The sequence below is a fragment of the Kineococcus sp. TRM81007 genome (genome assembly GCF_022669155.1).
Lineage (GTDB): Bacteria > Actinomycetota > Actinomycetes > Actinomycetales > Kineococcaceae > Kineococcus.
On record NZ_JALBVB010000053.1, the window covers coordinates 78,170 to 103,945 of the forward strand.

The window sequence follows — 25,776 nt, forward strand, 5'->3', positions numbered from 1 at the left end:
GGGGCCCGAGCGGTCCCGCCCCCGCCCGGTGCGGGTGGCACGAGTCGAGCCGGTGAGGATGTCGCCATGTCCAACCTCGGGCCCATGGGTGGCCAGCAGCGCCTGAGCGCCCCCACGCCGCCGCAGGGGGAGGCGATCGGCCGCTACGCCACGTACGCCGAGGCGCAGCGGGCGGTGGACTTCCTCTCCGACGAGCACTTCCCGGTGCAGAACGTCACGATCGTGGGCAACAACCTGCAGATGGTCGAGCGCGTCACCGGCCGGCTGACCTACGGGCGCGCGGCCGGTGCCGGCGCCGCCTCCGGGGCCTGGTTCGGTCTGCTCATCGGCCTGATGCTGTCGGTGTTCGGCAACGGCGGCACCGCCGGCCTGCTCACCGGCCTGCTCATCGGCGCCGGGTTCGGCATGCTCTTCGCCGTCATCTCCTACGCGCTGACCGGTGGCCGGCGCGACTTCACCTCCGCCAGCCAGATCGTCGCCGGTGAGTACCTCGTGCTGTGCATGCCGCAGATGTCCGAGCAGGCCCGCCAGGTGCTCTCCCGGCTGCCCAACGGCTTCGGCCGCGGCACCGGCCCGCAGGCGGGGTCGTGGGGGGCGCCGCAGGACCCGGCGGCCTCGCGCGGCTCGCACGCCGCGGGCGGCCCGGCGCCGTGGGGCGCCCCCGATCCCTCCGTCCGGGGCGGGGCCCCGCAGGGCTGGATGCCGCCGCCGCAGCCGGGCACCGGCCCGGCCGCGCCGCCCCCGCCGCCGCCGGAGCAGCAGCAGGAGGTGCCCGCCGAGCCGGACCTGTCCGGCCCCACCTACGCGGAGAAGGTGGAGGAGCAGCGCCGCGCGCGCCGCGAGGCCGAGCAGCGCGCCCGCGAGGAGCGCAGCTCCGGGGAGTGAGCGGCTCCGGCCGCTGAGCCGTGCAGGGGGCGGTGACCCGTGCAGGGGCGAGGGGCCCCGCCCGCACCCGCGGGCGGGGCCCCTCGCGCTGCGGGGTCCGTGCGGGCGCTCAGCCGCGCAGCGAGGCCATCCACGCCTCCACCTCGTCGGCGGTGCGCGGCAGCGCCGCCGAGAGGTTCTCGACGCCGTCCTCCGTGACGAGGACGTCGTCCTCGATGCGCACGCCGATGCCGCGCAGCTCGGCCGGGGCCAGCTCGTCCTCGGCCTTGACGTACAGGCCCGGCTCGATGGTGAAGACCATGCCCGGGCGCAGCTCGGCGTCCAGGTACATCTCCCGGCGCGCCTGGGCGCAGTCGTGCACGTCCAGGCCCAGGTGGTGGCTGGTGCCGTGCGCCATCCAGCGCCGGTGGTACTGCCCCTCCGGCTCCAGCGACGTCGCCGCGTCCACCGGCAGCACCCCCCACGCGGAGAGCCGGTCGGCGATCACGCGCATGGCGGCCTCGTGCACCTCGCGGAACCTCACGCCCGGCCTCGCGACGGCGAAGGCGGCGTCGGCGGCGTCCAGCACGGCCTGGTAGACGCGCCGCTGGTCGTCGGTGAAGCGGCCGTCCACCGGCAGGGTGCGGGTGACGTCGGCGGTGTAGAGGGAGTCCGCCTCCACCCCGGCGTCCAGCAGCAGCAGGTCCCCGGAGCGCACGGGGCCGTCGTTGCGGATCCAGTGCAGCGTGCAGGCGTGGTCGCCGGCCGCGGAGATCGTCTCGTAGCCCACGCCGTTGCCCTCCACGCGGGCGGTGCCGTCGAAGGCGGCCTCCACCACGCGCTCGCCGCGCGGGTGCCCCACGGCCCGCGGCAGGGCGCGCACGACCTCCTCGAAGCCGCGCACCGTGGCGGCGACCGCCTCGCGCAGCTGGCCCACCTCCCACTCGTCCTTGACGAGCCGCAGCTCCGACAGGGCGGTGACCAGCTCGTCGTCGGCGGCGCGCACCTGCTCGGCCGCCCCGGTGCGCAGGGGCGCCACCACGGCGGTGACCGCCGGGTCCGCGTCCGCGACCACGCGCAGGCCGGTGGTGGCCGCGTCCGCGACCGAGGCGCTCAGCTCGTCGGCCAGCAGTGCCACGTCGCGGCACTCGAGCCCCGTGACGGCCGCCTGGGCGGCCAGGCTCGGGCGCGGGCCCACCCACAGCTCGCCGTAGCGCGCGTTCGCGAAGAACTCCTCGGAGTCGCGGCCGGCCTGCGGGCGCAGGTACAGCACGTCCTCGTGGCCCTCGTCGCCGCGCGGGTGCAGCACGAGGACGGCGTCGGCCTCCCGGTCGGTGCCCAGGCCGGTCAGGTGCGCGAACGCCGAGTGCGGCCGGTAGCGGTAGTCGCAGTCGTTGGAGCGGCGCACGAGCGGCCCGGCGGGCACGACGAGCACCTCGCCCGGGAACAGCGAGGACAGCACCTCGCGCCGGCGGGCGGCGAAGGGTGCGGACGGTGCGAGCCCGGTGTCCTCGGCGGGGCGCGGGCCCCAGCCCTGGGCGATGAACCGGCGGAAGGCGGCCGAGCGCGGCACCGTGCGGTGCGACTTCGCGTCCTCGGCGTCCGGTGCGGGCTCGCCGCCCTCGGGGTGCTGCGCGTCGAGCAGCGCCTCCACGGGCTGCTCCGCGCCGTCGGGAGCCGTCCCGGGGGCGGTGGGCGGGGTGGTGGTCGACTGGGTCGCGGCGCTCACACCCCCATCATCCCCTCCGCCGCCCCGCCTGTCCCCTCCCCGCCCCGCCTCGCGCCGCTCGTGCGGTGGGCCGCACACTCGATCACTCAGGGTGACTGTCGGGTTGACGGCGTGCGATGGGCGTAGGACGGTGAGGCATGAGCGGCACGGCGAGGTGCCCCCGCTGCGACGGCGCGGTGCGGGCTCCCAGCATCTGGCACTCCTCCGCGACCTGCGCCGTCCACGGCGCGGTCGTCCCCCTGCAGCCGGCGTGCCCGGCGGACGCGGTCCACCTGCAGTGGGTCGCCCGGCACTCCGAGGTGCCCGTGTGGCTGCCGTGGCCCCTGCCGGACGGGTGGCTGCTGACCGGCACCCGGTGCGTGCGCGACGACCGGTGCGACGCGCAGGCGGTGGTGGTCGCCGTCAGCGGCCCGCACCGCGGCGCGCCCGGCGACCCGCCGGTGGCGGAGCTGCTGCTGGTCGCCGAGCAGCCGGGCACCGGCCTGGGCGCGCACCTGGCCGGCCGGGAGGACGTCGACCCCGGCGAGGGGCTGGTGAGCGGGCCGCCCGCAGCCCGCCCGCACGCCGGTGGCGCCGCCGCCCCGCTGTGGCCGGTGCCCGCCGACAGCGACCGCGCGGTGCTGGTGGGGGAGGCCGGCGGGGTGTGGTTGTGGGCGCTGCTGTGGCCGGCGAGCGCGGGCGCGACCCTGCTGGAGGACCTGGAGCTGATCGACCTGCGCGAGCGCGAACCCGTGCCCGACGTGCCCTGCGGGGCGATGTCACCGCGGGTGCAGTGGGCCTGACCGGTGGGCCGCGGCGCCGGCCACCCCCGCTCCGTGGTGGCTGAGCGTGAGGACGGGGGGGGGCCTCCCGGCCGGATAAGCTCGCCCGGTGCGCATCGACCTGCACACGCACTCCACCGCCTCCGACGGCACCGAACCACCCTCCGGGGTCGTCGAGTCCGCAGCCCGGGCCGGCCTGGACGTCGTGGCCCTGACCGACCACGACACCACCAGCGGCTGGGTCGAGGCGCTGGCCGCCGGCGAGCGCCTCGGCGTGCGCGTCGTCCCCGGCATGGAGGTCAGCTGCCTCGTGCGCGGGGTGTCCGTGCACCTGCTCTCGTACTGGCAGGACCCCGCCGACGCCGCCCTGGGGGGCATGCTCGACGCCTCCCGCACCTCCCGGCGCACCCGCGCCCGCCGCATGGTCGAGCGGCTGACCGCCGACACCGGGCTGCGCTGGGACGACGTGCTCGAGCACGTGCACGGCCAGGCCACCATCGGCCGCCCGCACATCGCCGACGCCCTCGTCGCCGCCGGCATCGTCGGCGACCGCGACGAGGCCTTCGCCACGCTGCTGTCCGGGAGCAGCCCCTACTTCGTCCCGCACACCGCCCCCGACCCGCTCGAGGCGATCACGCTCGTGCGCGCCGCGGGCGGCGTGCCCGTCCTGGCGCACCCGGCGGCCTCCAAGCGCGGCAGCTGCGTCGGCGACGCCGAGGTCGAGGCGATGGTCGAGTCGGGGCTCGCCGGGCTGGAGGTCGACCACCGCGACCACAGCGACGCGGAGCGCCGCCACCTGCGCGACCTCGCCCGCTCCCTGGACCTGCTGGTCACCGGCTCCAGCGACTACCACGGCACCGGGAAGCGCAACCTCCTCGGCGAGAACACCACCGACCCGGAGGTGCTCGAGCAGCTGCACGCCCGGGCCGGCGCCGGCGGCGGTGCGCCCGCGAGCACCGGCGGCGAGGTGCGCGGCGCGTGAACTGGCAGCTGTTCGGGGAGACCTTCGTCACCCTCTTCGTCATCATGGACCCGCTCGGGACGGTGCCGATCTTCCTCGGTCTCACCGCCCCGTTCACCGGCGCGGAGCGCTCCCGCGCCGCGCGCCAGGCCGTGCTCGTGGCCTTCGGCGTCATCGTCGCCTTCGCGCTCTTCGGTCAGCGCATCCTCGACTACCTGCACATCAGCCTGCCCGCGCTGCAGGCCGCCGGGGGTCTGCTGCTGCTGCTCATCGCGCTGGAGCTGCTCACCGGCAAGGGCGACGAGCCGACCTCCACGGTCGGCGTCAACGTGGCCCTCGTGCCGCTGGGCACGCCGCTGCTGGCCGGTCCCGGCGCCATCGTCGCCACCATGGTCTACGTGCAGCAGTCCCGCGGCTGGGACGACCACCTCGCCATCGCCGCCGGCGTGGTCGCCGTGCACATCACCCTCTACCTGGCGATGCGCTTCGCCGGGCTGGTGCACCGCGTGCTCGGCGACTCCGGCGTCCTGCTCGTCACCCGGGTCGCCGGCCTGCTGCTGTCCGCCATCGCCGTGCAGCTGGTCGCCGACGCGGTGCGCGCCTTCGTCACCGGCGAGGCCTGACCCCCGCGGCGGGGTCCAGCGGGGGCAGCCGCAGCAGCGCCTCGCGCAGCTCGTCGCCGGCGGGACCGGTGGGGGAGGGGGCGAACAGCTCGCGCGCCCAGGCGGGCAGCAGCGCACCCGCCAGCTCGCCGGCGCGCGCCCACGCCCCGGGCGCGTCGAGCACGTCCGGCAGCGGCACCCGCCCGCGCCGCGCCGGCCGGTCCGCGGACGGGCTCGCGTCGGGGACGACGGAGAGCACCCCGGGTGCGCCGGTGACGTCGCGGCGCACGCGCTCCACGTCGGCGTCCACCTCGTCGCGCCCGCCCGGCAGGTCGTCCGGCTCCGCGCCCAGCAGCACGGCGCTGGCGAGCTGCTCGCGCACGTACCTCTCGGCGTCACCGGGGCCGGGTGCCCGGCCGGCGGCCTCGGCCGCGGCGAGCACCGAGGCGAGCCGCAGCGCGTGCCGCAGCGCGACCGTGTCCGGGTCCGCGCCGTCCGCGCGCACGTGCACGTCGCCGTCCACCGCCCGCTCGCGCGCGGCCAGCACCAGCGCCCGGCACGGGTCCGCGCTCGTCGCCCGCAGGAGCGCCGCCCCGGCGGCGGCGCGCTGCCAGCGCGGCCGCGGGTCGCGGGCGCTCAGCTGCCGCAGCAGCGGGTGCAGCTCCTCCAGGAGCCCCGCGGACAGGAGTGCGACCTCCAGGACGGGGCCCCGGTGCAGGGACGCGGACACCCCCGCGGGCCGGGCGTCGGCCCCGGGGTGCGACGTCGTGGAACGTGCGGGCACGGCCCCACCCTGCGGGGCGCGGGCCGTGATCGCAGCTCGAGCGTCAGTCGGTGCCGGCGGCCGGCGCCTCGGTCCGCTCGGCGGGCGCGGTGGAGCGGCTGCGCGTGCGGCGGCGCCGGCGGGGGGCGCCCTCGGCGGGCGGTGCGGACGCCGACGGTGCCTCGCCGGACGTGCCGGCCTGCTCGCCGGTGCCCTGCTCGCCGGTGCCCTCCGCGACCGGGGTGCCGCTGTCGGCGTCCGCGCCGCGGCGGGTGCGCCGGCGCTGGCGCCCGGGGCGTTCGGCGCGGGGCGCCTCGTCGGCCGCCTCGACCGGCCCCTCGCCCGGCGCGCCGCGGCGCGGGCGAGCCTCCTCGTCCGGTCCACCGCGACGCGGACGGCGGCCCTTGGCCGCGCCGACCTCGCCGAGGTCCTCGACCTGCTCGGCCGCCAGGCCCGCCCGGGTGCGCTGGGTGCGCGGCAGGCGACCCGTCGTGCCCTGCGGGATGCCGAGGTCCTCGAACAGGTGCGGGGAGGTGGAGTACGTCTCCACCGGCTCCCCGAAGCCCAGGCTGAGGGCCTTGTCCACCAGCGCCCAGCGGTGCAGGTCGTCCCAGTCGACGAACGTCACCGCGATGCCGGTGTTGCCGGCGCGCCCGGTGCGGCCGATGCGGTGCAGGTAGGTCTTCTCGTCCTCGGGGCACTGGTAGTTCACGACGTGCGTGACGTCCTCGACGTCGATGCCGCGCGCGGCGACGTCGGTGGCGACCAGCACGTCCACCTTGCCGGAGCGGAACGCGCGCAGCGCCTGCTCGCGCGCGCCCTGGCCGAGGTCGCCGTGGATGCTGGCGGCGGCGAAGCCCCGCTCGGTCAGCTGCTCGGCCACCGACGCGGCCGTGCGCTTGGTGCGGCTGAAGACGATGGTCAGCCCGCGGCCCTCCGCCTGCAGCATCCGCGCCAGGACCTCGACCTTGTCCATGGCGTGCGTGCGGTACGCGAACTGGGTGATCGCGGCGACGGTCGCGCCGTCGTCGGTGGGGTCCACCGCACGGATGTGGGTGGGCTGGCGCATGTACGAGCGCGCCAGCGCCACCACCGCGCCGGGCATGGTCGCGGAGAAGAGCATCGTCTGCCGCGCCGGGGAGGTCTGCGCCATGAGGCGCTCCACGTCGGGCAGGAAGCCGAGGTCGAGCATCTCGTCGGCCTCGTCGAGGACCACGCACGTCACGTGCGAGAGGTCCAGGTGCTTCTGCTGGGCCAGGTCCAGCAGGCGGCCGGGGGTGCCGACGACGACGTCGACGCCCTTGGTGAGGGCCTCGATCTGCGGCTCGTACGCGCGGCCGCCGTAGACGGTCAGGATGCGCGCGCGGCGGATGCGGCTGGCGGTGGTGAGGTCGCCGGCGACCTGCCCGGCGAGCTCGCGCGTGGGCACGATGACGAGCGCCTGCGGCTTGCCGGGGGCCGGCAGCGCGTCGTACGCCTCGTCGCCCGGCACGGCGGTGCGCTGCAGCAGCGGCACGCCGAAGCCGAGGGTCTTGCCCGTGCCGGTCTTGGCCTGGCCGATGATGTCGTGGCCGGACAGCGCCACGGGCAGCGTCATCGCCTGGATGGGGAACGGGGCGGTGATGCCGGCGCCGGTCAGGGCTCGGACGATGCGCTCGTCGACGCCGAAGTCGCCGAAGCCCTTGACGGGCGCGCTCTGCACATCGCCGGTCTCGGGCGCGGTGCTCGCGGAAGTGGTCTCGGGGGTGGTCTCGGGGGTGGTCTCGGGGGTCGTGGTGGACCCCGCTGCGTCGGTCATGCGTCTCCCGTGCGGGGGCGGCGGCCCGGGCACCGGGCGCTCCGCGGGAGGACTGGCCGAGAGGTTCGTCGGCGTCCCGTCGCGGGCTCGTCGTGCGGTGCGCGGCCGCGTCGCGGTCGTCGGCAGCCGATCGCGACTGACGACCGGGCAACCCTGAACACGAGCATGGTAACCGTCGGCCACCGACGACGACATCGCGGGCGCGCGACCGTGCGCGCCCGCGACGTCGTGCGGGGCCTCGCGGGCGGGCCCGCGAGGTGGGTCAGGAGAGGCCGAAACCGACCTTGCGCACCTCCGAGGCGCCGATGTCCACGTAGCCGAGCGACGCGGCGGGCACCACGACCGTGCGGCCCTTCTCGTCCTTCAGCTGCAGGACGGTCCCCTCGCCGAGGGCCGCGGACACCGCGGCCGTGATCTCCTCGGCGTTCTGGGCCGACTCGAACACCAGCTCGCGCGCCACGTTCTGCACGCCGATCCGAACCTCCACCGCTGTCCCTCCCGGGTCGTCGATCGGGCCGGCACCGCCCGTGCTCGGGGGTGCGGTCGTCCAGCGAGGCTAGTCGGCCCGCGCGCACGGGGCCGCGCCGGTGGGCCGAGTTCGCCGCCAGCGGACGGCGCGCCCCGGCGGGTGGCAGGCTGGGGACGTGACCGCCGGACGCCTCCCCGCTGCCCGACGTCCCCCGTCCCGCCGGGGCCTGCTGCTGGCCGGGGCCGCCGCGTTCGCGGCGGCCGGGTGCAGCGGTTCCGACGGCACCTCCCCCGCCGCCGCGGCCCCCTCGTCGGCCACGCCCACTCCGCCCCCCACCCCGACCCCCACCCCGACCCCCACGCCGACGCCCACGCCGACGCCCACGCCGCCGCCCGGACTGACCGGGGCGGACCTCGCCGCCGGCGTGCTGCAGCGGCAGGTGCCGCGCAGCGGCGGCGGGGCGCTGGACGTGGTGCCCGGCGCGGTGCCGGCGCCGCCGTCGGCGCGCGTGCGCACGCTGCGCGTGGAGGTCGAGCACGACCTCGCGGCCGCGGGTCTGGTCGACCCGTTGCGCTTCGCGGACTTCGCCCTGGGGGTGCTCAACGACCCGCGGGGCTGGGGCGCCGGAGGGACGACGAGCTTCGCGCGCACCGACGGTGACGCGGAGCTGCGGCTGGTGCTCGCCACCCCGGACACCTCCGCCGCGCTGTGCCGGCCGCTGCGGACGATGGGCACGCTCTCCTGCCGCGTGGGGGACTCCGCGGTGCTCACCTGGTACCGGTGGGTGGAGGCGATCCCCGACTACGGCGAGGACCGCACCGGTTACCGCCAGTACCTCGTCAACCACGAGGTCGGGCACCTCCTGGGTCACGGCCACGACCCGAACCCCGGCCCCGGGCGACTCGCGCCGGTGATGATGCAGCAGACCAAGGGCCTGGACGGGGCCCTGCCGAACCCCTGGCCGAACCCCTGACACCGCCCGTGGGACGCCGGGACCCGCTGGCCCTGCCCGAGCGCGCCGAGGAGGTGCTGGAGGTCGTCGAGGCGATCCCGGCCGGGCGGGTCCTCACGTACGGCGACGTCGGTGAGCTCGTCGGCGACCGCGGGCCGCGCTTCGCGGGCAACGTGCTGCGCCGGTTCGGCTCGCACGTGCCGTGGTGGCGGGTGCTGCGCGCCGACGGCAGCGCCGCGCCACCGCTGGCGCCGCGCGCGGTGCAGCGCTGGCGCGCCGAGGGCACTCCGCTGCGCCGCGACGACGCCGACCCGGTGCGGGTGCGGGTGGACCTGGACGCGGCCCGCTGGGACGCGGCCAGCTGGGACGTGGTCGGCTGGGACGTGGCCGGCTGGGACGTGGCCGGTCCCGGCGGGCCGTGACGGCGGCGCCCGCCCGCCCCGAGCGAGGGGGAGCGTGTCGGAGGCGTGTGGTGGCATGAGGGACGTGCTGACGGAGGGTGCGGGCGTCTCGCCCGGCGGGTGGGGCGGGTCCGGCGGGCAGGGGTCCGGCGGGCAGGGGTCCGGCGGGCAGGGCGCGCGGCGCCCCGCGGCGGTGCCGCTGCTGCGGCGCGGGCCGCGCGAGGGCCTGCTGCACCCCGAGCTCGACGCCACGCAGCGCGCCGTCGTCGCCACCCGCGGCGGCAGCGGTCCGGTGGTGCTGCGCGGAGCGCCCGGCACGGGCCGCACCACCACCCTGCGCGCCCTCGTCGCCGCGCGCGTCGAGCGCGACGGGCTGGCCCCCGACCGGGTGCTCGTGCTGGCGCCCAGCCGACGGGAGGCCGGCGCCCTGCGCGACGAGCTGTCCCTGGCGCTGCGGCGCACGCTGGGCCAGCCGGCGGCCCGCACGCCGCAGTCGTACGCGTTCGGGCTGCTGCGCGCGGTGCACGTGCTGCGCGGGGACCCGCCGCCGCGCCTGATCTCCGGCGCCGAGCAGGACTCCATCCTCGCCGAGCTCCTGGAGGGGCACCTGGACGCCACCGCCACCGGCGGCGACGAGGTGGCCGAGACGTTCGAGCACGCCCTGCTGGCCGCCGGACGCGGTGCGGTGCGCGCCCCCGAATGGCCCTCGGACGTGCCGCGCGAGGCGTGGGGGCTGCGCAGCTTCCGCAACGAGCTGCGCGACCTGCTGATGCGCGCCGTCGAGCGCGGCCTGGGCCCGCAGGACCTCGCCGACCTCGGCGCCCGGCACGGGCGCCCGGAGTGGGTGGCTGCGGCCTCCGTGCTCGACGAGTACGTGGGCGTGACGACCTTCGACCCGGCTCGCGCCAACGCCTACGACCCCGCGGGGGTCGTGGACGAGGCCGTCGCGCAGCTGTTGAGCTCGCCCGCCTCGCTGGCCGCCGAGCGCGACCGCTGGCAGCTGGTCGCCGTCGACGACGCCCACGAGCTGTCCGAGGCGGGCCTGCGCCTCGTCGAGGCCGTCGCCGGCGGCGGTCGCGACCTGCTGCTGGTCACCGACCCCGACTCCGTGACGCAGGGCTTCCGCGGTGCTGACGCCCGGTCGGCCTCGTCCCTGGCCGACCGGTTCCGCGCCGCCGACGGCGGCCCGGCGCCCACCGTCGTGCTCAGCACCGTGCACCGGCAGCAGCCGCTGGTGCGTGCCGTGACCTCCGCGGTCGCGGCCCGCGTCGGCGCACTGGGCCGCGCGCCCCAGCGGGCGGCGACGGCGGGCCGCGAGCCCGGCGCCGGGCCCGTGCCCGGCGGGGTGGAGGTGGCCGTGCTGGGCTCACCCACCCAGGAGGCGGCCTGGATCGCCCAGCGGCTGCGCCGCCGGCACCTGCTGGAGCGGGTGCCGTGGTCGGCGATGGCCGTGGTCGTGCGCTCGGCCGGGCACACCGCGGCCCTGCGCCGCGGCCTGGTGGCCGCCGGGGTGCCGCTGGCGGTGCCGCAGGCGGAGGTCCCGGTGCGCGACGAACCGGCCGTGCGCCCCCTGCTGACGGCGATGGAGGCGGTGCTGCGCCCGGGGACGTTCACCGCCGAGGTGGCCCGCGAGCTCGTCACCTCCCCCCTGGGCGGGGCCGACGTGGTGGCCCTGCGCCGGCTGCGGCAGTGCCTGCGCCGCGCCGAGCTCGCCGCCGGCGGCGGCCGCAGCAGCGACGCCGTGCTCGCCTCCGCGCTGGCGGGGGTGCTCGCCGGCGCGGTCGGCGCCGACGACCCCGCCGCGGCCGACGTGGCGCTGCTGGCCGGCGACGACGACGCCCTGCGCCCGGCCGAGCGGCTGGCCGCCGTGCTCCAGGCCGGCCGTGCCGCCGCCCTGGAGGAGGACGCCGACGCCGAGCGGGTGCTGTGGGCGCTGTGGGAGGCGTCCGGCCTGGGACCGCGCTGGCAGCGCACCGCGCTGGCCCGCGGGACGTCCTCGCGCTCCGACGCCGCCCGCGCCGACCGCGACCTGGACGCCGTGCTCGCCCTGTTCGAGGCCGCCGGCCGCTTCGTCGACCGCTTCCCCGGCGCCGGCGGCGCCGGGCGCTTCCTGGACCAGATGCGCTCGGCGGAGGTCCCCGAGGACACCCTCGCCGACCGCGCCCCCGACACCGGCGCCGTCACGCTGACCACCCCGCAGGGGGCGGTGGGCCGCGAGTGGGACCTCGTCGTCGTCGCCGGCGTGCAGGAGGGCGTGTGGCCGGACCTGCGCCTGCGCGGGTCCGTGCTGGGCGCGCAGGCGCTGGTGGACGTCGTCGAGGGCCGCGACGCCGACGGGCCCGGGGCGCGCCGCGCCGTGCTGGAGGACGAGCTGCGCCTGTTCCACGTCGCCGTCTCCCGCGCCCGCGACGAGCTGGTCGTCACCGCGGTGCGGGCCGAGGACGAGCGCCCCTCCGCGTTCGTGGACCTCGTCGAGGCCGCCGCCCGCGCGCACGACGGGACGGGGACGACCCCGGAGGAGCTGGACGAGGAGGGTGAGCGCCCGCTGGCGCAGGTGCCGCGGCCGGTGTCGCTGCCGGCGCTGGTCGCCCGGCTGCGGCAGGTCGTGTGCGCGCCGCAGGGCGCCGAGCCGCCCGCCCGCCGCGAGGCCGCCGCCGCCCACCTGGCGCAGCTCGCCGCCGCCGGCGTGCCCGGTGCGGACCCGGCCGACTGGTACGGCGCGGAGGAGCTGACCGACGACGGCGCGCTGCGCGAGGACGGTGAGGAGGTGCCCGTCTCACCCTCGCGCGTGGAGTCGTTCGAGCGCTGCGGCCTGCGCTGGCTGCTGGACAGCTCGGGCGCCCGCCCCGGCGACACGGGCGTGCAGTCGCTGGGAACCCTCGTGCACCGCGTCGCCGCCGAGGCGCCCGACGCCGACGCCGCCGAGCTGCAGCGCCGCCTGGAGGCGCTGTGGCCCACGCTGGGGCTGCCCGACGGCTGGGTCACCTCGCGGCTGCGCGCCCGCGCCGACGAGATGCTGCTCAAGCTCGCCGAGTACCACCGCCTCGTGCGCGCCGAGGGCCGCGCGCTCGTCGCGGTCGAGCAGGACGTCGACGTGGCCGTGGGCCGGGCTCGGGTGCGCGGCCGCGTCGACCGCCTGGAGGTCGACGCCGACGGGCGCGCGGTCGTGGTGGACCTGAAGACGGGCCGCACCCCGCCGTCGGGTGCGGAGCTGGCCCGCCACCCGCAGCTGGGCGTCTACCAGCTGGTGGCGGACGAGGGCGCCTTCGCCCCGCACGCGGCGGGCAGCGGCGGGGCGGTGCTGGTGCAGCTGGGCAGCACCCACAAGAAGGTCGCGGTGCAGCGCCAGGAGGCGCTGGACGCCGACGAGGACCCGCGCTGGGCGGCCGACCTGGTGGCCCGCGCCGCCGAGGGGATGGCCGCGCCCGTGTTCGAGGCGGTCGTCGGGCCGCACTGCTCGTCCTGCCCGGTGCGCAGCAGCTGCCCCGCCCAGGACGCCGGCCGCAGCGTGTGCGAGGAGGACGGGCAGTGACCAGCACCACCGCGGCACCCGGCGCGGCGGGCGCCTCCACGCCCCGGCTCAGCGCCGAGGAGATCGCCGAGCGACTGGGCCGCCCCCGGCCAACGCCCGAGCAGGTCGCCGTCATCGAGGCACCCGTCGAGCCGCTGCTCGTCGTCGCCGGCGCCGGCTCCGGCAAGACCGAGACGATGTCCTCGCGGGTGGTGTGGCTGGTCGCCAACGGCCTCGTCGCCCCCGAGCAGGTGCTGGGGCTCACCTTCACCCGCAAGGCCGCCGGTGAGCTCGCCGAGCGGGTCCGCAAGCGCCTGCGGGCGCTGCGGGCGCGGGGCCTGGGCGGCCCGGCCGCCGGCGACGGCCTCGGCGACGGCGAGCCGGTGGTCTCCACCTACCACGCCTACGCCGCCTCGCTGGTGACCGACCACGGCCTGCGCCTGGGCGTGGAGCCGCAATCCACGGTGCTGTCCGAGGCGGGCGCCTGGCAGCTGGCCGCGGAGCTCGTGGAGACCTGGCGCGGTGACCTGCCCGGCGTGGAGGTGGCGCCGTCCACCGTCGTCGAGGCGCTGGTCGGGCTGTCCGGGGAGTGCGCCGAGCACCTCGTGGACCCGGGTGCCCTCGAGCGCTTCGTCGAGGAGTTCGAGGCGCGCGTGCGCGCGCTGCCCAAGGACGACAAGGCGGTCGCGAAGCTGGGCGCCCACGTGCCGGGGGAGCCGTACGCGGAGGTGAGGAAGGTCCTGGCGGTGCAGCGGGCGCGGCGCTCGCTGGTGCCGCTGCTGCGCGAGCACGCCCGCCGCAAGCGCGACGCCGAGCAGCTCGACTTCGGCGACCAGGTGCTGCTGGCCGCCCGCCTGGCCCGCGAGGTGCCGGCCGTGGCGGCCACCGAGCGCGCCGCGCACCGCGTGGTGCTGCTCGACGAGTACCAGGACACCAGCTACGCCCAGCTGGCGCTGCTGCGGGCGTTGTTCGGCGACGGGCACCCGGTGACCGCGGTGGGGGACCCGCACCAGTCGATCTACGGGTGGCGCGGCGCCAGCGCCGGCAACCTCGCCAGCTTCCCGGCGCACTTCCGCCGCGCCGACGACACCCCGGCGCGGGTGGCGCCGCTGGCGACGAGCTGGCGCAACGACGAGGCGGTGCTCGCCGCCGCGAACGTCGTCGCCGCCCCGCTCTCCGCCGGGGCGGGCGCGTCCGTCGTGCGGCTGCGCCCGCGCCCGGGGGCCGGCACCGGCCGGGTGCGCACCGCGTTCGCGGCCACCGTCGAGGAGGAGGCCGCGGAGGTGGCCGCGCGGCTGGCGGAGGTGTGGCGCGCGGACTCCGAGCGCCTCGCCGTGGAGCGGAAGGTGCCGGGGGCCTCGCCGCGGCCGCGGCGCACCGCCGCGGTGCTGTGCCGCAAGCGCAGCCAGTTCACCGTCCTGCAGCGGGCGCTGCGCGACGCCGGGCTGCCGGTGCAGGTCGTCGGCCTGGGCGGGCTGCTGTCCACGCCGGAGGTCGTCGACGTCGTCGCGACCCTGCACGTGCTGCACGACCCCGGCCGCGGCGACCACCTCGCCCGGCTGCTGACGGGTGCGCGCTGGCGGCTGGGACCGCGCGACCTGGCGGCGCTGGGGGAGTGGGCGCGGCACCTGCAGCGGCTGCGCAGCGGCCGCGCCGGGGACGACGGCCCCGCCGCGGGGGAGACCGGGGAGGCCGGTGACCCGGCGGTGGTGCTGCCCGACGAGGTGGAGGACGCCAGCCTCGTCGAGGCCCTCGACGAGCTGCCCCCGCCGTCGTGGCGCGGGTCCGGCGGGCGGGGGCTGTCCCCGCGCGCGCACGCCCGGCTGAGCCGGCTGGCGGCGGTGCTGCGGCACCTGCGCGCCCGAACCCACCTGCCCGTGCCGGAGCTGGTGGGCGAGGTGGAGCGCGCCCTGTTGCTGGACGTGGAGGTCGCCGCCCGCCCCGGCAGCTCCCCCGCTTCCGAGCGGGCCAACCTCGACGCGCTCGCCGACGCGGCCGCGTCGTTCTCCGTGAGCGCGCAGCGCCCCGGCCTGGGCGGGTTCCTGTCCTGGCTGGACGCGGCGGAGGCCCGCGAGCGCGGCTTGGAGCCGGGCGCGGTGGAGGTCTCCTCCGACGCGGTGCAGCTGCTCACCGTGCACGCCAGCAAGGGCCTGGAGTGGGACGTGGTCGCGGTGCCCGGCCTGGTGGAGGGCGTCTTCCCCACCGGCGGGGAGACCTCCTCCGGCTGGCTGAGCGGGCTGGGGGTGCTGCCGTACCCGTTGCGCGGTGACCACGCGCACCTGCCGGTGCTCGACCTGGACGGCGTGGGCACGCAGAAGGAGCTGAACGCCGAGCGCGAGCGCTTCCGCGAGGCCTGCGGGCAGCACGAGATGGACGAGGAGCGGCGCCTGGCCTACGTGGCGTTCACCCGCGCCAAGGAGGAGCTGCTGCTCAGCGGCGCGCACTGGGACGACGCCACCAAGCCGCGGCGGCCCTCCAGGTTCCTGCTCGAGGTGCTCCAGGAGCCCGGCCTGCCGGGTCTGGTGAGCCTGCCGCCGGTGCCCGCGCCGGCCGAGGGCGAGGAGAACCCGCGCACGGCGACGCCGCAGCGGGTGGTGTGGCCGGTGGACCCGCTGGCGGCGCGGCGCGCCGACGTCGACGCGGGCGCGCGGGCGGTGCGCGAGGCGGCCGGGCGTGCGTCCGCCGCCCCCGCACCCGACGCGGAAGCGGCGAGCTGGGCGCAGCAGGTCGAGCTGCTGCTGTCCGAGCGCGCCGCGGCCGGCTCCGCCGGCGGCGTCCTGCTGCCGGTGCACCTGTCGGCCTCCCGGCTGGTGGCGCTCGCGCAGGACCGCGACGCCCTGGCGCTGCAGCTGCGCCGCCCCGTGCCGCTGGCTCCGCGCCCGGCCACGCGCCGCGGCACCGCCTTCCACGCCTGGCTGGAGCACCGCTTCACCGCCGGCTCCCTGCTGGACCCGGAGGACCTGCCCGGCGCCGCCGACGAGGACGCCGCCGACGACCGCGAGCTGGAGGTGCTGCAGCGCAACTACCTGGCGAGCGAGTGGGCCGGGCGGGACCCGGTGGCGGTGGAGGTCTCGGTGGAGACGCCGGTGGCCGGCATCGCCGTGCGCGGCCGCATCGACGCCGTCTTCCGCACGACCGGCCCCGACGGCCGCGAGCTCTGGGACGTCGTGGACTGGAAGACGGGCCGCCCCCCGGCGGGGGAGGCTGCGCGCGCCCGCGACGTGCAGCTGGCGGTGTACCGGCTGGCGTGGTCGCGCTGGCGCGGCGTGCCGCTGGAGGACGTCAGCGCGGCGTTCTTCTACGCCTCCACCGCCGAGACGGTGCGGCCGGTGGACCTGTTCGGCGCCGAGGACCTGGAGCGGCTGGTGACCTCGGTGCCGGCGACCGACCGGGAGGTGTGAGCCCGCCGGGTCCGCGGCCCCCCGCGGGCCTCACAGCCGCAGGTCCACGACGACGGCCCGGTGGTCGCTTCCGCCGACGCGCTCCACCCGACCCGCCGCGCCCGCCTCCGCGGGCAGGCCGTCGGCGAGGGCGTGGTCCAGCTGCACGCGGGGTGCGGGGGAGGGGAACGTCGCCCCCGCCACGAGCGGCCGCCACGGCAGCGCACGGCCCAGCACGCCGGGCGGCAGGTTCAGGTCGCCCAGCAGCACCAGGGGCCGCGGCAGGTCCGCCGCCCACCGGCGCAGCTCGCGCAGCTGGGCCACCGCGCGCAGCGGCGAGAACGACAGGTGGGTGCCCAGCACGCTCACCGGCCTCGACCCGGCCGCGCCCGGCGCGCGGGCGTCGACGACCGCGGCCACGACGGCGCGCGGCTCGTCGGGCACGAGGCGCAGGCGCCGGCCCGCGCCGGGCGGCAGCACCAGCGGCAGCCGCGCGGCGCTGCCCGCCACGCGCAGCTCCCGCCACTCCAGCACCGGCAGCCGCGACAGCAGCGCCACCCCGTAGGACGGCTCGCCGGGCACGGTGGCCGCGGCGGCGCGGAAGGTGTCGGGGGAGCCGGGCGTGCCGTGCACGGTCGCGGCGAAGCGGGCACCGCCGCGCACGACGCCGCAGGCGCGCGCCAGCACCACCGTCTGGTCCACCCCGCCGCTGCGCGGCAGCAGGTGGTCCACCTCCTGCACGGCCACGACGTCGGCGCCCAGGGCGGCGACCGCCGCCGCCAGCCGGTCGGTGTCCACCCGGCCGGTGGCCAGGTCGCGCCCGGAGGCGGCGTTCACCGACGCGAGCCGCACGGCCCGCGCCGGGATCCCGGCCAGCTCAGCCCCCCAGCGGCACGGCGTCGGCGTGCGCGTCGAGGTCGTCGAGCATCCGGCGGGCGTCCTCGACGACCTCCTCGTCCTCGGTGCGCAACCCCAGCAGCAGCCAGCGGGCCAGGGCGAGCTCCCCGGCCAGGCGCGCTCGCAGCAGCAGGTCGGGGTCCAGGGGGTCGTGGCGGGCGTGGGCGTACGCCTCCAGCACCGACTCCAGGGCGTCCGGGTCGGCGCCCACGGCCAGCCACGCGAAGTCGTCGGCGGGGTCGGCGACCTTGGCGTCCACCCAGCCGGTGATGCCGGTCAGCTGGGCACCGTCGGTGCGCACGTGCTCGCCGACGAGGTCGCCGTGCACGGGGGTCGCGGCGAAGCGCCAGCGGGCCACGTCCTCCATGAGCACCTCCCAGCGCGTCAGCAGCCGCGGCGGGACGTGGCCGGTGGCGGCGGCCCGGTCCAGCTCCGACAGCCGCCGGCGCCGGTACTCCTCCGCGTCGTACACGGGCACGCCGGCGTCGGCGAAGACGGCCACGTCGATCTGGTGCAGCGCGGCCAGGCCGGTGCCGATCGAGCGGGCCAGCCCGGGCCCGGGGCGCAGCTCCTCCGGGTGAACGGGGCTGCCGGGCAGCTCCGGGGAGACGACGCACCGCCCGCCCTCGGGGAGCACGACGGTGCCGGCGGCGTGCGGCACCGCGAACGGCAGCGGTTCGCGCAGGCCGGACAGCAGCTCCAGCTCCGCGTCCAGGGCGGCCGCGGCCGCCGGGCGGCGCGGTGCGCGCACCGTGAAGCGGCGCTGGGCGGCGTCCACCACGGCGGCCACGTCGAAGTCGGCGCCGTCGTCCTCCGCGGGCCCCGCGGCCACGACCTCGAGACCGGGCACGGCGGCGGTGGCGAGGGCGGCGAGGACCTGCGGCGAGCGGGTGGGCACGGGGCAACGGTAGAGCGCACCCACCTCCCTAGGGTGGAGCGGTGACCTCCCACGCCGTCGGCGCCCCCGGCGCCGAGCCCGGAAAGCCCGCGCGACCCGCCCGGGTGGCGCTGCCGGCCCCGCCGCTGCGCGACCTGGCCCTCTCGCGCCAGCGCCTGGACCGCGCCGGTGCGCGCCGGGCCGACCCCGCTCTGCTGGAGCGGGCGTGGTCCGCGCCGGGCACGCGGGTGCTGCGGGTGCACGCCGGCCGCGCCCCGGTGGTGCGCACGGCGCGAGGGCTGGAGCTGGTGCTGCGCGCGCCGGGCGAGGTGCCGGCACCGGGACCGGAGGACCTCGTGCTGTACCTGGGCACCGACGGGGAGGCGGAGTTCGTGGCGGTGGTCTCCGCCGATGCGGAGCCGGAGGTCGCCGACGGCTCGGCGGGCGACGAGGAGTGGCGGGGGCTGCGGGAGGTCGGCGACGTCCTCGGCGACCGGGACGCCGGCCTGCTCACCGAGGCCGTCTCGATGGGCAACTGGCACGCCGTCACGCGCTTCTCGCCCCGCACCGGGGAGCCGCTGACGCCGGCGTCGGCGGGCTGGGTGAAGACCGAGCCGGGCGGCAAGGAGCACTTCCCGCGCACCGACGCAGCCGTGATCATGGCGGTGGTCGACCCGGACGACCGGCTGCTGCTGGGCCACCAGCCGGTGTGGCCGGCGAACCGCTACTCGGTGCTGGCGGGGTTCGTGGAACCCGGCGAGTGCTTCGAGGACACCGTGCGCCGGGAGGTGCTGGAGGAGGCGGGCGTCGTCGTCGGCCCGGACCCGGAGGACGTGCGCTACCTGGGCAGCCAGCCGTGGCCGTTCCCCGCCTCCCTCATGGTGGGCTTCGTCGCTCGCGCGCTCACCACGGACATCCGGGTCGACGGCGAGGAGATCGCCCTGGCGCGCTGGTTCACCCGCGACGAGCTCGCGGAGGAGGTGCGCGCGGGCCGGGTGCTGCCGCCGCCGGCGGTCTCGATCGCCCGACGGCTCATCGAGGCGTGGTTCGGCGGACCCCTGCCGGTGCCGGGCGACGACGCCTGGACCTGAGGCGGTTCAGCCGCGCACGAGCTCGGCGGGGTGGCGCGGGTCCTCGCAGCGCAGCACCGCGTGGGCCCGCTCGACGGGCCGGGACTCCGCCAGGTAGCGGTGCCAGCCGCCCAGGACCCGCTCGGCGTCGGCGGCGTCCACCCGCCGGCGCACCGCCGCGTCGGAGGTGACCAGGTGCACCACCGCGTCGAAGCCCCGCCGCAGGTCCTCGCGCAGCAGGAAGGGCCCGGCGAACACGAGCACGGCCTCGTCGGGCACTGCTTCGCGCGGGGCGCGGGAGGCCCGGTCGGTCGCCGGGTCGTGCAGGGACGGCACCCACCGGCGGCCGGTGCGCTCACCGAGCGGCTCCAGGACCTCCCGGTGCAGGCCGGCGACGTCCAGCCAGGCGTCGTGGAAGGCGTCCGGGTCGTCGCGTCCGTGCTCGAGGCGCAGCGAGCGCGGCCGCCAGAAACCGCTCCAGGTCGCGAGGAGGACCGGGCGGGCCAGCGCGCGCAGCGCGCCGGCGAGGTGCTGCGCGTACCAGCCGGTGTCGGCGTCCACGGCGCCGTCCACGCCGACGCGCGCGCCCGCCGGCAGCGACGCGGCCCACCGCCCCGCGAACTCCGCGGGGCTGGTGGGCCGGTGGGCGGGAGGCGTGCCCCCGCGGGTGGTGCGCGTCACGCTCAGGCGCCCAGGCGCGCCTTGACCTCGGCGAGGGAGGGGTTGGTGGCGGCGGAGCCGTCGGGGAAGAGCAGGGTCGGCACGGTCTGGTTGCCGCCGTTGACCTGCATGACGTACTCGGCCGCGTCCGGGACGTCCTCGATGTTGACCTCCGAGTAGCTGATGCCCTCGCGGTCCATCTGGGACTTCAGCCGGCGGCAGTACCCGCACCACGTGGTGGTGAACATGGTCACGCTGCCCGCGGCCGGCGCCTCGATCGTCGCCACTGCTCCTCCTCCGTCGCGGGTGGTTCCCGCTCCGGGGGCTGCAACCGCGCGTCCACGGGCTCTCTTCCCGGCCGGGCGTCCACAGGGCCGGGGCGGCGCCTGCACCCGGTTGTCCGCTGCGCTTGGCAGGATGTCCCCCGCCATGACGACCGCGCCCGACCTCCGCCCCGCCGCCCCGTCCGCCGACTCCGTGCTCGAGGGCCTCGACCCCGAGCAGCGCCAGGTGGCGACGACGCTCGACGGCCCCGTGTGCGTGCTCGCCGGTGCCGGCACCGGCAAGACGCGGGCCATCACGCACCGAATCGCCTACGGGGTGCACTCCGGCGCCTACGTGCCCAACCGGGTGCTGGCGGTGACCTTCACGGCGCGCGCGGCCGGCGAGATGCGCACCCGCCTGCGGGACCTGGGCGTGGCCGGTGTGCAGGCGCGCACCTTCCACGCCGCGGCGCTGCGCCAGCTGCAGTTCTTCTGGCCGCAGTCCATCGGCGGGAGCCTGCCGAACCTGGCCGAGCACAAGGCGCCGCTGGTGGCCGACGCCTGCAACCGCCTGCGCCTGCAGTCCGACCGCGCCCGCGTGCGCGACCTCGCCGCCGAGGTGGAGTGGACGAAGGTCATGCTCGTGGACCCCGACGACTACGTCGCGGCCGCCACGCGCGCCGGCCGGGGCGAGCCGGGCGGCCTGGACCTGCCGACGGTGGCGCGGCTGGTGCGCACCTACGAGGAGGTCAAGACCGACCGTGCCGTCATCGACTTCGAGGACGTGCTGCTGCTGACGGCGGGCATCCTCGACGAGCGCCCGGACGTGGCCGCCACGGTGCGCCAGCAGTACCGGCACTTCGTCGTCGACGAGTACCAGGACGTCTCCCCGCTGCAGCAGCGCCTGCTGGACCTCTGGCTCGGCGAGCGCGAGGACCTGTGCGTGGTGGGTGACGCGAGCCAGACGATCTACTCCTTCGCCGGCGCCACCCCCGACCACCTGCTGGACTTCCCGCGCCGCCACCCCGGAGCCACCGTGGTGAAGCTGGTGCGCGACTACCGCTCCACCCCCGAGGTCGTGGGCCTGGCCAACTCGGTGCTGTCCACGGCCACCGGCCGGCACGCCCGCGCCCGCCTGGAGCTCATCGCGCAGCGCCCCTCCGGCCCGCCGCCCACCTTCACCGCCTACGACGACGACGTCGCCGAGGCCTCCGGGGTCGCGGCCCGCATCGCCGCGGAGGTGCGCGCCGGGCGCAGCGCCAAGGACGTCGCCGTGCTCTTCCGCACCAACGGGCAGTCGCAGGCGCTGGAGTCGGCGCTCGCCGACGCGGGCGTGGGGTACGTCGTGCGCGGCGGGGAGCGGTTCTTCTCGCGCAAGGAGGTCCGCGACGCGGTGGTGCTGCTGCGCGGTGCCACGCGGGCGGCGCTGCCCGGGCACGACCTGGGCGCCGAGGTGCGCGCGGTGCTGTCGTCCGCGGGCTGGGCCGAGCGCGCCCCCAGCGCGGCGGGGTCGGTGCGCGAGCGCTGGGAGTCGCTGCAGGCGCTGGTGGTGCTGGCCGACGAGCTGGCCGCGACCCGCCCGGGTGCGCAGCTGACCGACCTGGTCGAGGAGCTGTCCGAGCGCGCCTCCGCGCAGCACGCCCCCACGGTGGACGGGGTGACGCTGGCCTCCTTCCACGCCGCCAAGGGCCTGGAGTGGGACGTCGTGCACCTCGTCGGCGTCAGCGAGGGCCTGCTGCCGATCTCCTTCGCCGAGACCCCCGACGAGGTGGAGGAGGAGCGCCGGCTGCTGTACGTGGGCGTCACCCGCGCCCGCGAGGCGGTGCACATCTCGTGGGCGAACGCCCGCACCCCGGGCGGGCGGGCCGGCCGCAAGCCCTCGCGGTTCCTGGACAACCTGCGGCCGGAGAGCGCCGGCGGTGCCACCGCGCGCGGGCGCTCGGCGTCCCCGCGGTCGGCCAAGCGCTCCGGCCCGGTGCTGTGCCGGGTGTGCGGGGCGTCGCTGACGGGCGCGGTGGAGCGCAAGCTGGGCCGCTGCGCGGACTGCCCCTCCAGCTACGACGAGGCGGTCTACGAGCGGTTGCGCGAGTGGCGGGCGGGCACCAGCCGGGCGGCGTCGGTGCCGGCGTACGTGGTGTTCACCGACGCCACGCTCACCGCCATCGCCGAGGCGATGCCGGCCGACACCGGGGCCCTGGCGCGCATCCCGGGGGTGGGTCCGGCGAAGCTGGAGAAGTACGGCGAGGACGTCCTGGAGGTCCTGAGCGCCGGCTGACGCGACAGAGCCGTTGCGCCGCAACGGTTCCGTCGCCCCGGTGGTGCACTGTCCGCTCAGGGCGGAAAAAGGCGTTGTGGCGCCCGGGTGGGTGCCCCTAGAGTCGGATCACGACAGCGCGTGAAGCGCATCACACCGCGGACAGCGGGGAGGAGGGCAGCACCGATGGACAGCACCACGATCGCGAACGACGCCACGCGCACCGCGTTCGGCGCGATGCCCGCTGCCCCGCGTCGTTCCGCCGCCACCTGGCAGCGCAGCCACGCCTCCACCCCGGTCCTGACCACGGGTGGAGTGCGTCTGGACGCCCCCGCCGTGCGCCTGCGCGGCGGCGTGGAGGCCTACCTCCTGCGCGGCGAGGGGTTCTTCGCGGCCACCGCCACCCGTTCCACCGTCCCGTCCTCGGGGACCACGACCACGAGTCCACCGGTCTAGCCACAGACCGGCGCTCTCCAGGCCGCGGATCCCGACACCTCGGGTCCGCGGCCTTTCTGCGTCTGCGGGCTCTCCTTCCCGGCAGTACCACCGCCTCGCAGAGAACCCAGAGAGATGACCGTGCGCACCACCCCGAACCGGCAGCCCCAGGACCGTGCCGTTCAGCACCACGGCACCCGCCACCGCCCCCAGCCCGCGAGCACCACCGCCCGTCACACCACCGCCCGTCAGAAGGAGGTGAGCGGCGTGCAGCGCCGCCACGCACCCGACCCCCTGCCCTGTCGCCGCTACGACTCCGAGCTCTGGTTCGCCGAGTCGCCGGCAGACGTCGAGCTGGCCAAGTCGCTGTGCGCCGACTGCCCGCTGCAGGCCGCGTGCCTCGCCGGGGCGCTCGAGCGGGCCGAGCCGTGGGGCGTGTGGGGCGGCCAGCTCGTCCTCGCCGGCGTCGTGGTGGCCCGCAAGCGCCCGCGCGGCCGTCCCCGCAAGCACCCCGTCGCCGCGTGAACGCACCGGCGACAGCAGGAGAACCCGTGATCCCCAGGAGGGACGAGATGTCGTACGTCGAAGAAGCCCTGTTCCGCGAACGCGTCGCCGAGGCGCAACGCACCGCGGAGCGCGTCCGCCTCGTGCGGGCGCTGCGGGCCCGCCGGCGGGCGGAGGTCGCCGCCCGCCGCGCCGAGCGGCTCGCGCGCCTGGCCGAGCTGGCCCAGCCGGCCGACCTCGCCGACCGGGCCCTGCTGGCCCTGGCCGGCGGGGCCGAACGCACCGCGCGCGTCTGACGGGCCGCGGGGCGCGACGGGCCGGGGACCGCGCCCGGCCCGCGCTCCGCGCCCCTCAGCCGGCCACGGGCTCCGGACCCGCCGTCCGGGCCTCCGTCCGGTCCGCCGCGGGGACCGGCAGGTCCAGGCAGCCGCACTGCGGGTGCGGTGACCACCGCCGCTGCTGCACCACGCCCTCGGGCAGCAGCAGTTCCAGCGTCGCGCCGAGCGCGGCGGGCCGGCCCCCGTCCAGGTGCGTGAGCACCTGCAGGGCGGCCAGGCCCGCCAGCGCCGACGCGGTCGCGGTCTCCTCGGCGACCGCGGGAACCCGTGTGAACCGGTCCCGCACGCCGGGCCAGCCGGCGTCGGCGTCGGTGCGGTGCAGGTCCAGGCAGCGCAGGCACGGCGTGGTGCCCGGCAGGACGAGCGGACCCACGAGCGCGTCGGTGTCGCGCAGCACCACCGACAGGTGCGGCACCCCCTCGGCCACCAGGCCGTCCGCGGCCACCGCGTCGGCGGCGTGGTGGTCCACGAGCACCACGAGGTCCGCGCCGTCGGGGTCCCCCCGGCCGGCCGGGCCCTGCGGCAGGAGCTGCTGCGCCACCCGCCGGGCGCGGCGCTGCGCCGCGGCGCCCCGCGGTTCGCCCGTCCCCCCGGGTCGCTCACCCGTCCAGGAGCGGTCCCCGGCCACCACGGGAGCCGGGTCCTCGGCCACCAGGCCACCCACACCCGCGGCCGCCAGCGCGGACAGCAGGGCCGCCCCCGTGCGCCCGCAGCCGACGACCGCCACCGCTGCCGCTCGCCGGCCCGCCAGTCGCTCCGGTGCGGCAGGGCCTCGCGGGTCGTAGGCGGCCCACGCCGCGGCGTCCGGGCCCCAGGCCGCGGTCGCCGGCGCGGTCGCCACCGCCTGCGCGCCGGAGCGCACCCGCCCCGCCGGGACGGCGCCGACGGCGACGAGGTCGTCGAGCACCCGCTGGGTGCGCCGCACCACGGCGCCGGTGCCCCCGGGGGCCAGCAGCGCCGCCAGGTCGGCCTCCGCGAACGGGCCGGCGACGCTGCCGCTGCGCGGGGAGGAGCCGACCTGCAGCCGCCCACCGGGGCGGCGGGCGAGGGGGAGGCCGTGCGGACTGCTGACGGGAACCGGTGCCACGCGCTCACCCTGCCCCAGCGCGCGCAGCGCGCTGCGACGTCGTCCACAGGCGCCCGTCCCGGCGCGTTCCCGCACCCGGCCCGCGCCCGACCGGTGCCCGCCGGCCCGCGCTGGGGCGAGGCCGGGGCAAGGCCGGGGCGCGGTGCGCCTCAGGAGGCCTTGCCGAGGATGCGGTTGAGGTTCGTCCCGCACACGGGGCACTGCCCCTTGGCCATGCGGCGGCCGTTGGTCTCCACGACCTGCCCCTCGGCCTGCCGCTTCTCCTTGCACTTCACGCAGTAGAACTCGCCCTGGTAGGTGTCGGCCACGGTGCGCCTCCTCGGTGTCCGGGCGGCCACCGGGCTCTCCGGCGGCTCCCAGGGCATGGTGCCCCCAGCGAGCCCCCGCGGCGCGTCGGCGCTGGACACGCCCGGGCACGCCGGGGCGCGGGCGATAGCGGGGAGAGGACGCGACCCCTCCCCAGGACGGGGCGCGCACGGTACCTTGCCCGGGTGGAGGCCGACCAGCCGGGGGCAGCCGACGGGGCCGTGGTCACGGTCGCCGGGGGGACCCGGGCTGCCGTCGAGCCGGTCGCGGGCGTCGACGTGCGCCGCAGCCGCCGCCGCTCGCGCACCGTGTCCGCCTACCGCGACGGCGACCGCACGGTGGTCCTCATCCCGGCCCGCTTCTCGCGCGCGGAGGAACGCGAGTGGGTCGAGCGGATGGTCTCCCGCCTGGACGCGGCCGACCGCCGCCGCAACCCCGGCGAGGAGGACCTGCTGGAGCGGGCGCAGGAACTCTCGCGCCGCCACCTGGAGGCCCTGGCGCGGCCCGCGTCGGTGACGTGGGTGGACAACCAGCAGCACCGCTGGGGCTCGTGCACGCCCGCCGACGCCAGCATCCGCCTGTCCACGCGCCTGCAGGGCGTGCCCGGCTGGGTCCTCGACTACGTCCTGCTGCACGAGCTCGCGCACCTGATCGTGCCGACGCACTCGCGCGCGTTCTGGCGACTGCTGGAGGAGTACCCGCGCACCGAGCGCGCCCGGGGCTTCCTGGCCGGCCTGGACCACGCGGCCGGTCTCGACCCCGACGCGGAGGCCGACGACGCGCCCGCCGCGGACGGCGCCCCGGGGGACGCCGCCGCTGCGGGCGGGCTGGGGGAGGGCGCGGACCACCCGGCCGGGAGGGCCGGTCCCGCCCGCAGCACCGGCTGACGGCCGG

The 25,776-nt window shown here is 78.0% G+C and carries 24 protein-coding genes; 14 read left to right on the forward strand and 10 right to left on the reverse strand.

All coding sequences use genetic code 11. From position 1 onward, the window contains the following. The first annotated feature begins 66 nt into the window (after nucleotides 1-66). Nucleotides 67-885: a general stress protein gene (locus MN205_RS11895; protein ID WP_242127492.1), complete on the forward strand. Its 819-nt coding sequence runs from the start codon at nucleotides 67-69 to the stop codon at nucleotides 883-885. Between the two features lie 109 nt (nucleotides 886-994). Here the strand turns inward: MN205_RS11895 and MN205_RS11900 are convergent, their stop codons facing one another. Continuing rightward, nucleotides 995-2,518, reverse strand: coding sequence for an aminopeptidase P family protein (locus tag MN205_RS11900; protein WP_374115930.1), 1,524 nt, complete (start codon nucleotides 2,516-2,518; stop codon nucleotides 995-997). Between the two features lie 212 nt (nucleotides 2,519-2,730). On the opposite strand from MN205_RS11900, the gene MN205_RS11905 reads away from it, so the two are divergent. The 3 genes from MN205_RS11905 to MN205_RS11915 all read left to right on the forward strand — a co-directional run bounded on the left by MN205_RS11905 (nucleotide 2,731) and on the right by MN205_RS11915 (nucleotide 4,938). Beyond that, complete coding sequence (locus MN205_RS11905) at nucleotides 2,731-3,375, forward strand: DUF6758 family protein (protein ID WP_242127497.1); 645 nt, start codon at nucleotides 2,731-2,733, stop codon at nucleotides 3,373-3,375. 88 nt (nucleotides 3,376-3,463) lie between these two features. Then, nucleotides 3,464-4,336, forward strand: coding sequence for a PHP domain-containing protein (locus MN205_RS11910; protein WP_242127498.1), 873 nt, complete (start codon nucleotides 3,464-3,466; stop codon nucleotides 4,334-4,336). Next, on the forward strand, nucleotides 4,333-4,938 hold the full coding sequence (locus MN205_RS11915; RefSeq protein ID WP_242127500.1) for a MarC family protein: 606 nt from the start codon (nucleotides 4,333-4,335) through the stop codon (nucleotides 4,936-4,938). Before MN205_RS11910 ends, MN205_RS11915 begins: the two co-directional genes overlap by 4 nt. Here the strand turns inward: MN205_RS11915 and MN205_RS11920 are convergent. From MN205_RS11920 to MN205_RS11930, 3 genes are all read right to left on the reverse strand, one after another. Then, nucleotides 4,922-5,701: an oxygenase MpaB family protein gene (locus MN205_RS11920; protein ID WP_242127502.1), complete on the reverse strand. Its 780-nt coding sequence runs from the start codon at nucleotides 5,699-5,701 to the stop codon at nucleotides 4,922-4,924. The genes MN205_RS11915 and MN205_RS11920 overlap by 17 nt on opposite strands. A gap of 43 nt (nucleotides 5,702-5,744) precedes the next feature. After that, nucleotides 5,745-7,478 carry a DEAD/DEAH box helicase gene (locus MN205_RS11925; RefSeq protein WP_242127504.1) on the reverse strand — a complete coding sequence of 578 codons (1,734 nt, stop codon included), beginning with the start codon at nucleotides 7,476-7,478 and terminating at the stop codon, nucleotides 5,745-5,747. A gap of 262 nt (nucleotides 7,479-7,740) precedes the next feature. Continuing rightward, entirely contained in the window at nucleotides 7,741-7,965 is a 225-nt protein-coding gene (locus MN205_RS11930) for a DUF3107 domain-containing protein (protein ID WP_242127506.1), read from the reverse strand. 157 nt (nucleotides 7,966-8,122) lie between these two features. Here MN205_RS11930 and MN205_RS11935 point away from each other — a divergent pair, with 157 nt between their 5' ends. From MN205_RS11935 to MN205_RS11950, 4 genes are read left to right on the forward strand one after another with little or no spacing between them, the layout of a single operon-like run. After that, entirely contained in the window at nucleotides 8,123-8,920 is a 798-nt protein-coding gene (locus tag MN205_RS11935) for a DUF3152 domain-containing protein (RefSeq protein WP_242127507.1), read from the forward strand. Between the two features lie 8 nt (nucleotides 8,921-8,928). Beyond that, a complete protein-coding gene (locus MN205_RS11940) occupies nucleotides 8,929-9,321 on the forward strand; it encodes an MGMT family protein (protein ID WP_242127508.1) in 393 nt (130 codons plus the stop codon). Nucleotides 9,322-9,376: 55 nt separating this feature from the next. Next, nucleotides 9,377-12,832 (forward strand): ATP-dependent DNA helicase, encoded by a 3,456-nt coding sequence (locus tag MN205_RS11945; protein WP_242127511.1) that lies wholly within the window; start codon nucleotides 9,377-9,379, stop codon nucleotides 12,830-12,832. Continuing rightward, nucleotides 12,829-16,212: an ATP-dependent DNA helicase gene (locus tag MN205_RS11950; RefSeq protein ID WP_242127512.1), complete on the forward strand. Its 3,384-nt coding sequence runs from the start codon at nucleotides 12,829-12,831 to the stop codon at nucleotides 16,210-16,212. Before MN205_RS11945 ends, MN205_RS11950 begins: the two co-directional genes overlap by 4 nt. A 30-nt stretch (nucleotides 16,213-16,242) precedes the next feature. Here the strand turns inward: MN205_RS11950 and MN205_RS11955 are convergent, their stop codons facing one another. Next, the gene (locus MN205_RS11955; protein ID WP_242127514.1) at nucleotides 16,243-17,028 is read right to left on the reverse strand and encodes an endonuclease/exonuclease/phosphatase family protein; all 786 of its coding nucleotides are present in this window, start codon (nucleotides 17,026-17,028) and stop codon (nucleotides 16,243-16,245) included. Nucleotides 17,029-17,068: 40 nt separating this feature from the next. After that, on the reverse strand, nucleotides 17,069-17,986 hold the full coding sequence (locus tag MN205_RS11960; protein ID WP_242127516.1) for a phosphotransferase: 918 nt from the start codon (nucleotides 17,984-17,986) through the stop codon (nucleotides 17,069-17,071). A 41-nt stretch (nucleotides 17,987-18,027) separates the two neighbouring features. Here MN205_RS11960 and nudC point away from each other — a divergent pair, with 41 nt between their 5' ends. Then, nucleotides 18,028-19,056, forward strand: coding sequence for an NAD(+) diphosphatase (gene nudC / locus MN205_RS11965; RefSeq protein ID WP_242127518.1), 1,029 nt, complete (start codon nucleotides 18,028-18,030; stop codon nucleotides 19,054-19,056). A gap of 6 nt (nucleotides 19,057-19,062) precedes the next feature. On the opposite strand, the gene MN205_RS11970 is transcribed toward nudC, so the two are convergent. Further along, on the reverse strand, nucleotides 19,063-19,716 hold the full coding sequence (locus MN205_RS11970; RefSeq protein WP_242127520.1) for a hypothetical protein: 654 nt from the start codon (nucleotides 19,714-19,716) through the stop codon (nucleotides 19,063-19,065). Between the two features lie 2 nt (nucleotides 19,717-19,718). Further along, nucleotides 19,719-19,943 carry a mycoredoxin gene (locus tag MN205_RS11975; RefSeq protein ID WP_242127912.1) on the reverse strand — a complete coding sequence of 75 codons (225 nt, stop codon included), beginning with the start codon at nucleotides 19,941-19,943 and terminating at the stop codon, nucleotides 19,719-19,721. Between the two features lie 181 nt (nucleotides 19,944-20,124). Between MN205_RS11975 and MN205_RS11980 the strand changes: the two genes are divergently transcribed. The 4 genes from MN205_RS11980 (at nucleotide 20,125) to MN205_RS11995 (ending at nucleotide 23,447) form a co-directional block, all read left to right on the forward strand. Then, on the forward strand, nucleotides 20,125-22,233 hold the full coding sequence (locus MN205_RS11980) for an ATP-dependent DNA helicase UvrD2 (protein ID WP_242127522.1): 2,109 nt from the start codon (nucleotides 20,125-20,127) through the stop codon (nucleotides 22,231-22,233). A 165-nt stretch (nucleotides 22,234-22,398) separates the two neighbouring features. Beyond that, nucleotides 22,399-22,668, forward strand: a complete 270-nt coding sequence (locus tag MN205_RS11985; protein WP_242127524.1) for a hypothetical protein — start codon at nucleotides 22,399-22,401, stop codon at nucleotides 22,666-22,668. Between the two features lie 114 nt (nucleotides 22,669-22,782). Next, entirely contained in the window at nucleotides 22,783-23,172 is a 390-nt protein-coding gene (locus MN205_RS11990) for a WhiB family transcriptional regulator (RefSeq protein ID WP_374115920.1), read from the forward strand. 26 nt (nucleotides 23,173-23,198) lie between these two features. After that, entirely contained in the window at nucleotides 23,199-23,447 is a 249-nt protein-coding gene (locus MN205_RS11995; protein ID WP_242127527.1) for a hypothetical protein, read from the forward strand. Between the two features lie 55 nt (nucleotides 23,448-23,502). Here the strand turns inward: MN205_RS11995 and MN205_RS12000 are convergent, their stop codons facing one another. Together MN205_RS12000 and MN205_RS12005 are read right to left on the reverse strand one after the other, a co-directional pair. Further along, the gene (locus tag MN205_RS12000; RefSeq protein WP_242127529.1) at nucleotides 23,503-24,576 is read right to left on the reverse strand and encodes a hypothetical protein; all 1,074 of its coding nucleotides are present in this window, start codon (nucleotides 24,574-24,576) and stop codon (nucleotides 23,503-23,505) included. A gap of 149 nt (nucleotides 24,577-24,725) precedes the next feature. Beyond that, nucleotides 24,726-24,884, reverse strand: a complete 159-nt coding sequence (locus MN205_RS12005) for a DUF5679 domain-containing protein (RefSeq protein WP_242127531.1) — start codon at nucleotides 24,882-24,884, stop codon at nucleotides 24,726-24,728. Nucleotides 24,885-25,103: 219 nt separating this feature from the next. Here MN205_RS12005 and MN205_RS12010 point away from each other — a divergent pair, with 219 nt between their 5' ends. Next, complete coding sequence (locus MN205_RS12010) at nucleotides 25,104-25,769, forward strand: M48 family metallopeptidase (protein ID WP_374115931.1); 666 nt, start codon at nucleotides 25,104-25,106, stop codon at nucleotides 25,767-25,769. Nucleotides 25,770-25,776: the final 7 nt, after the last annotated feature.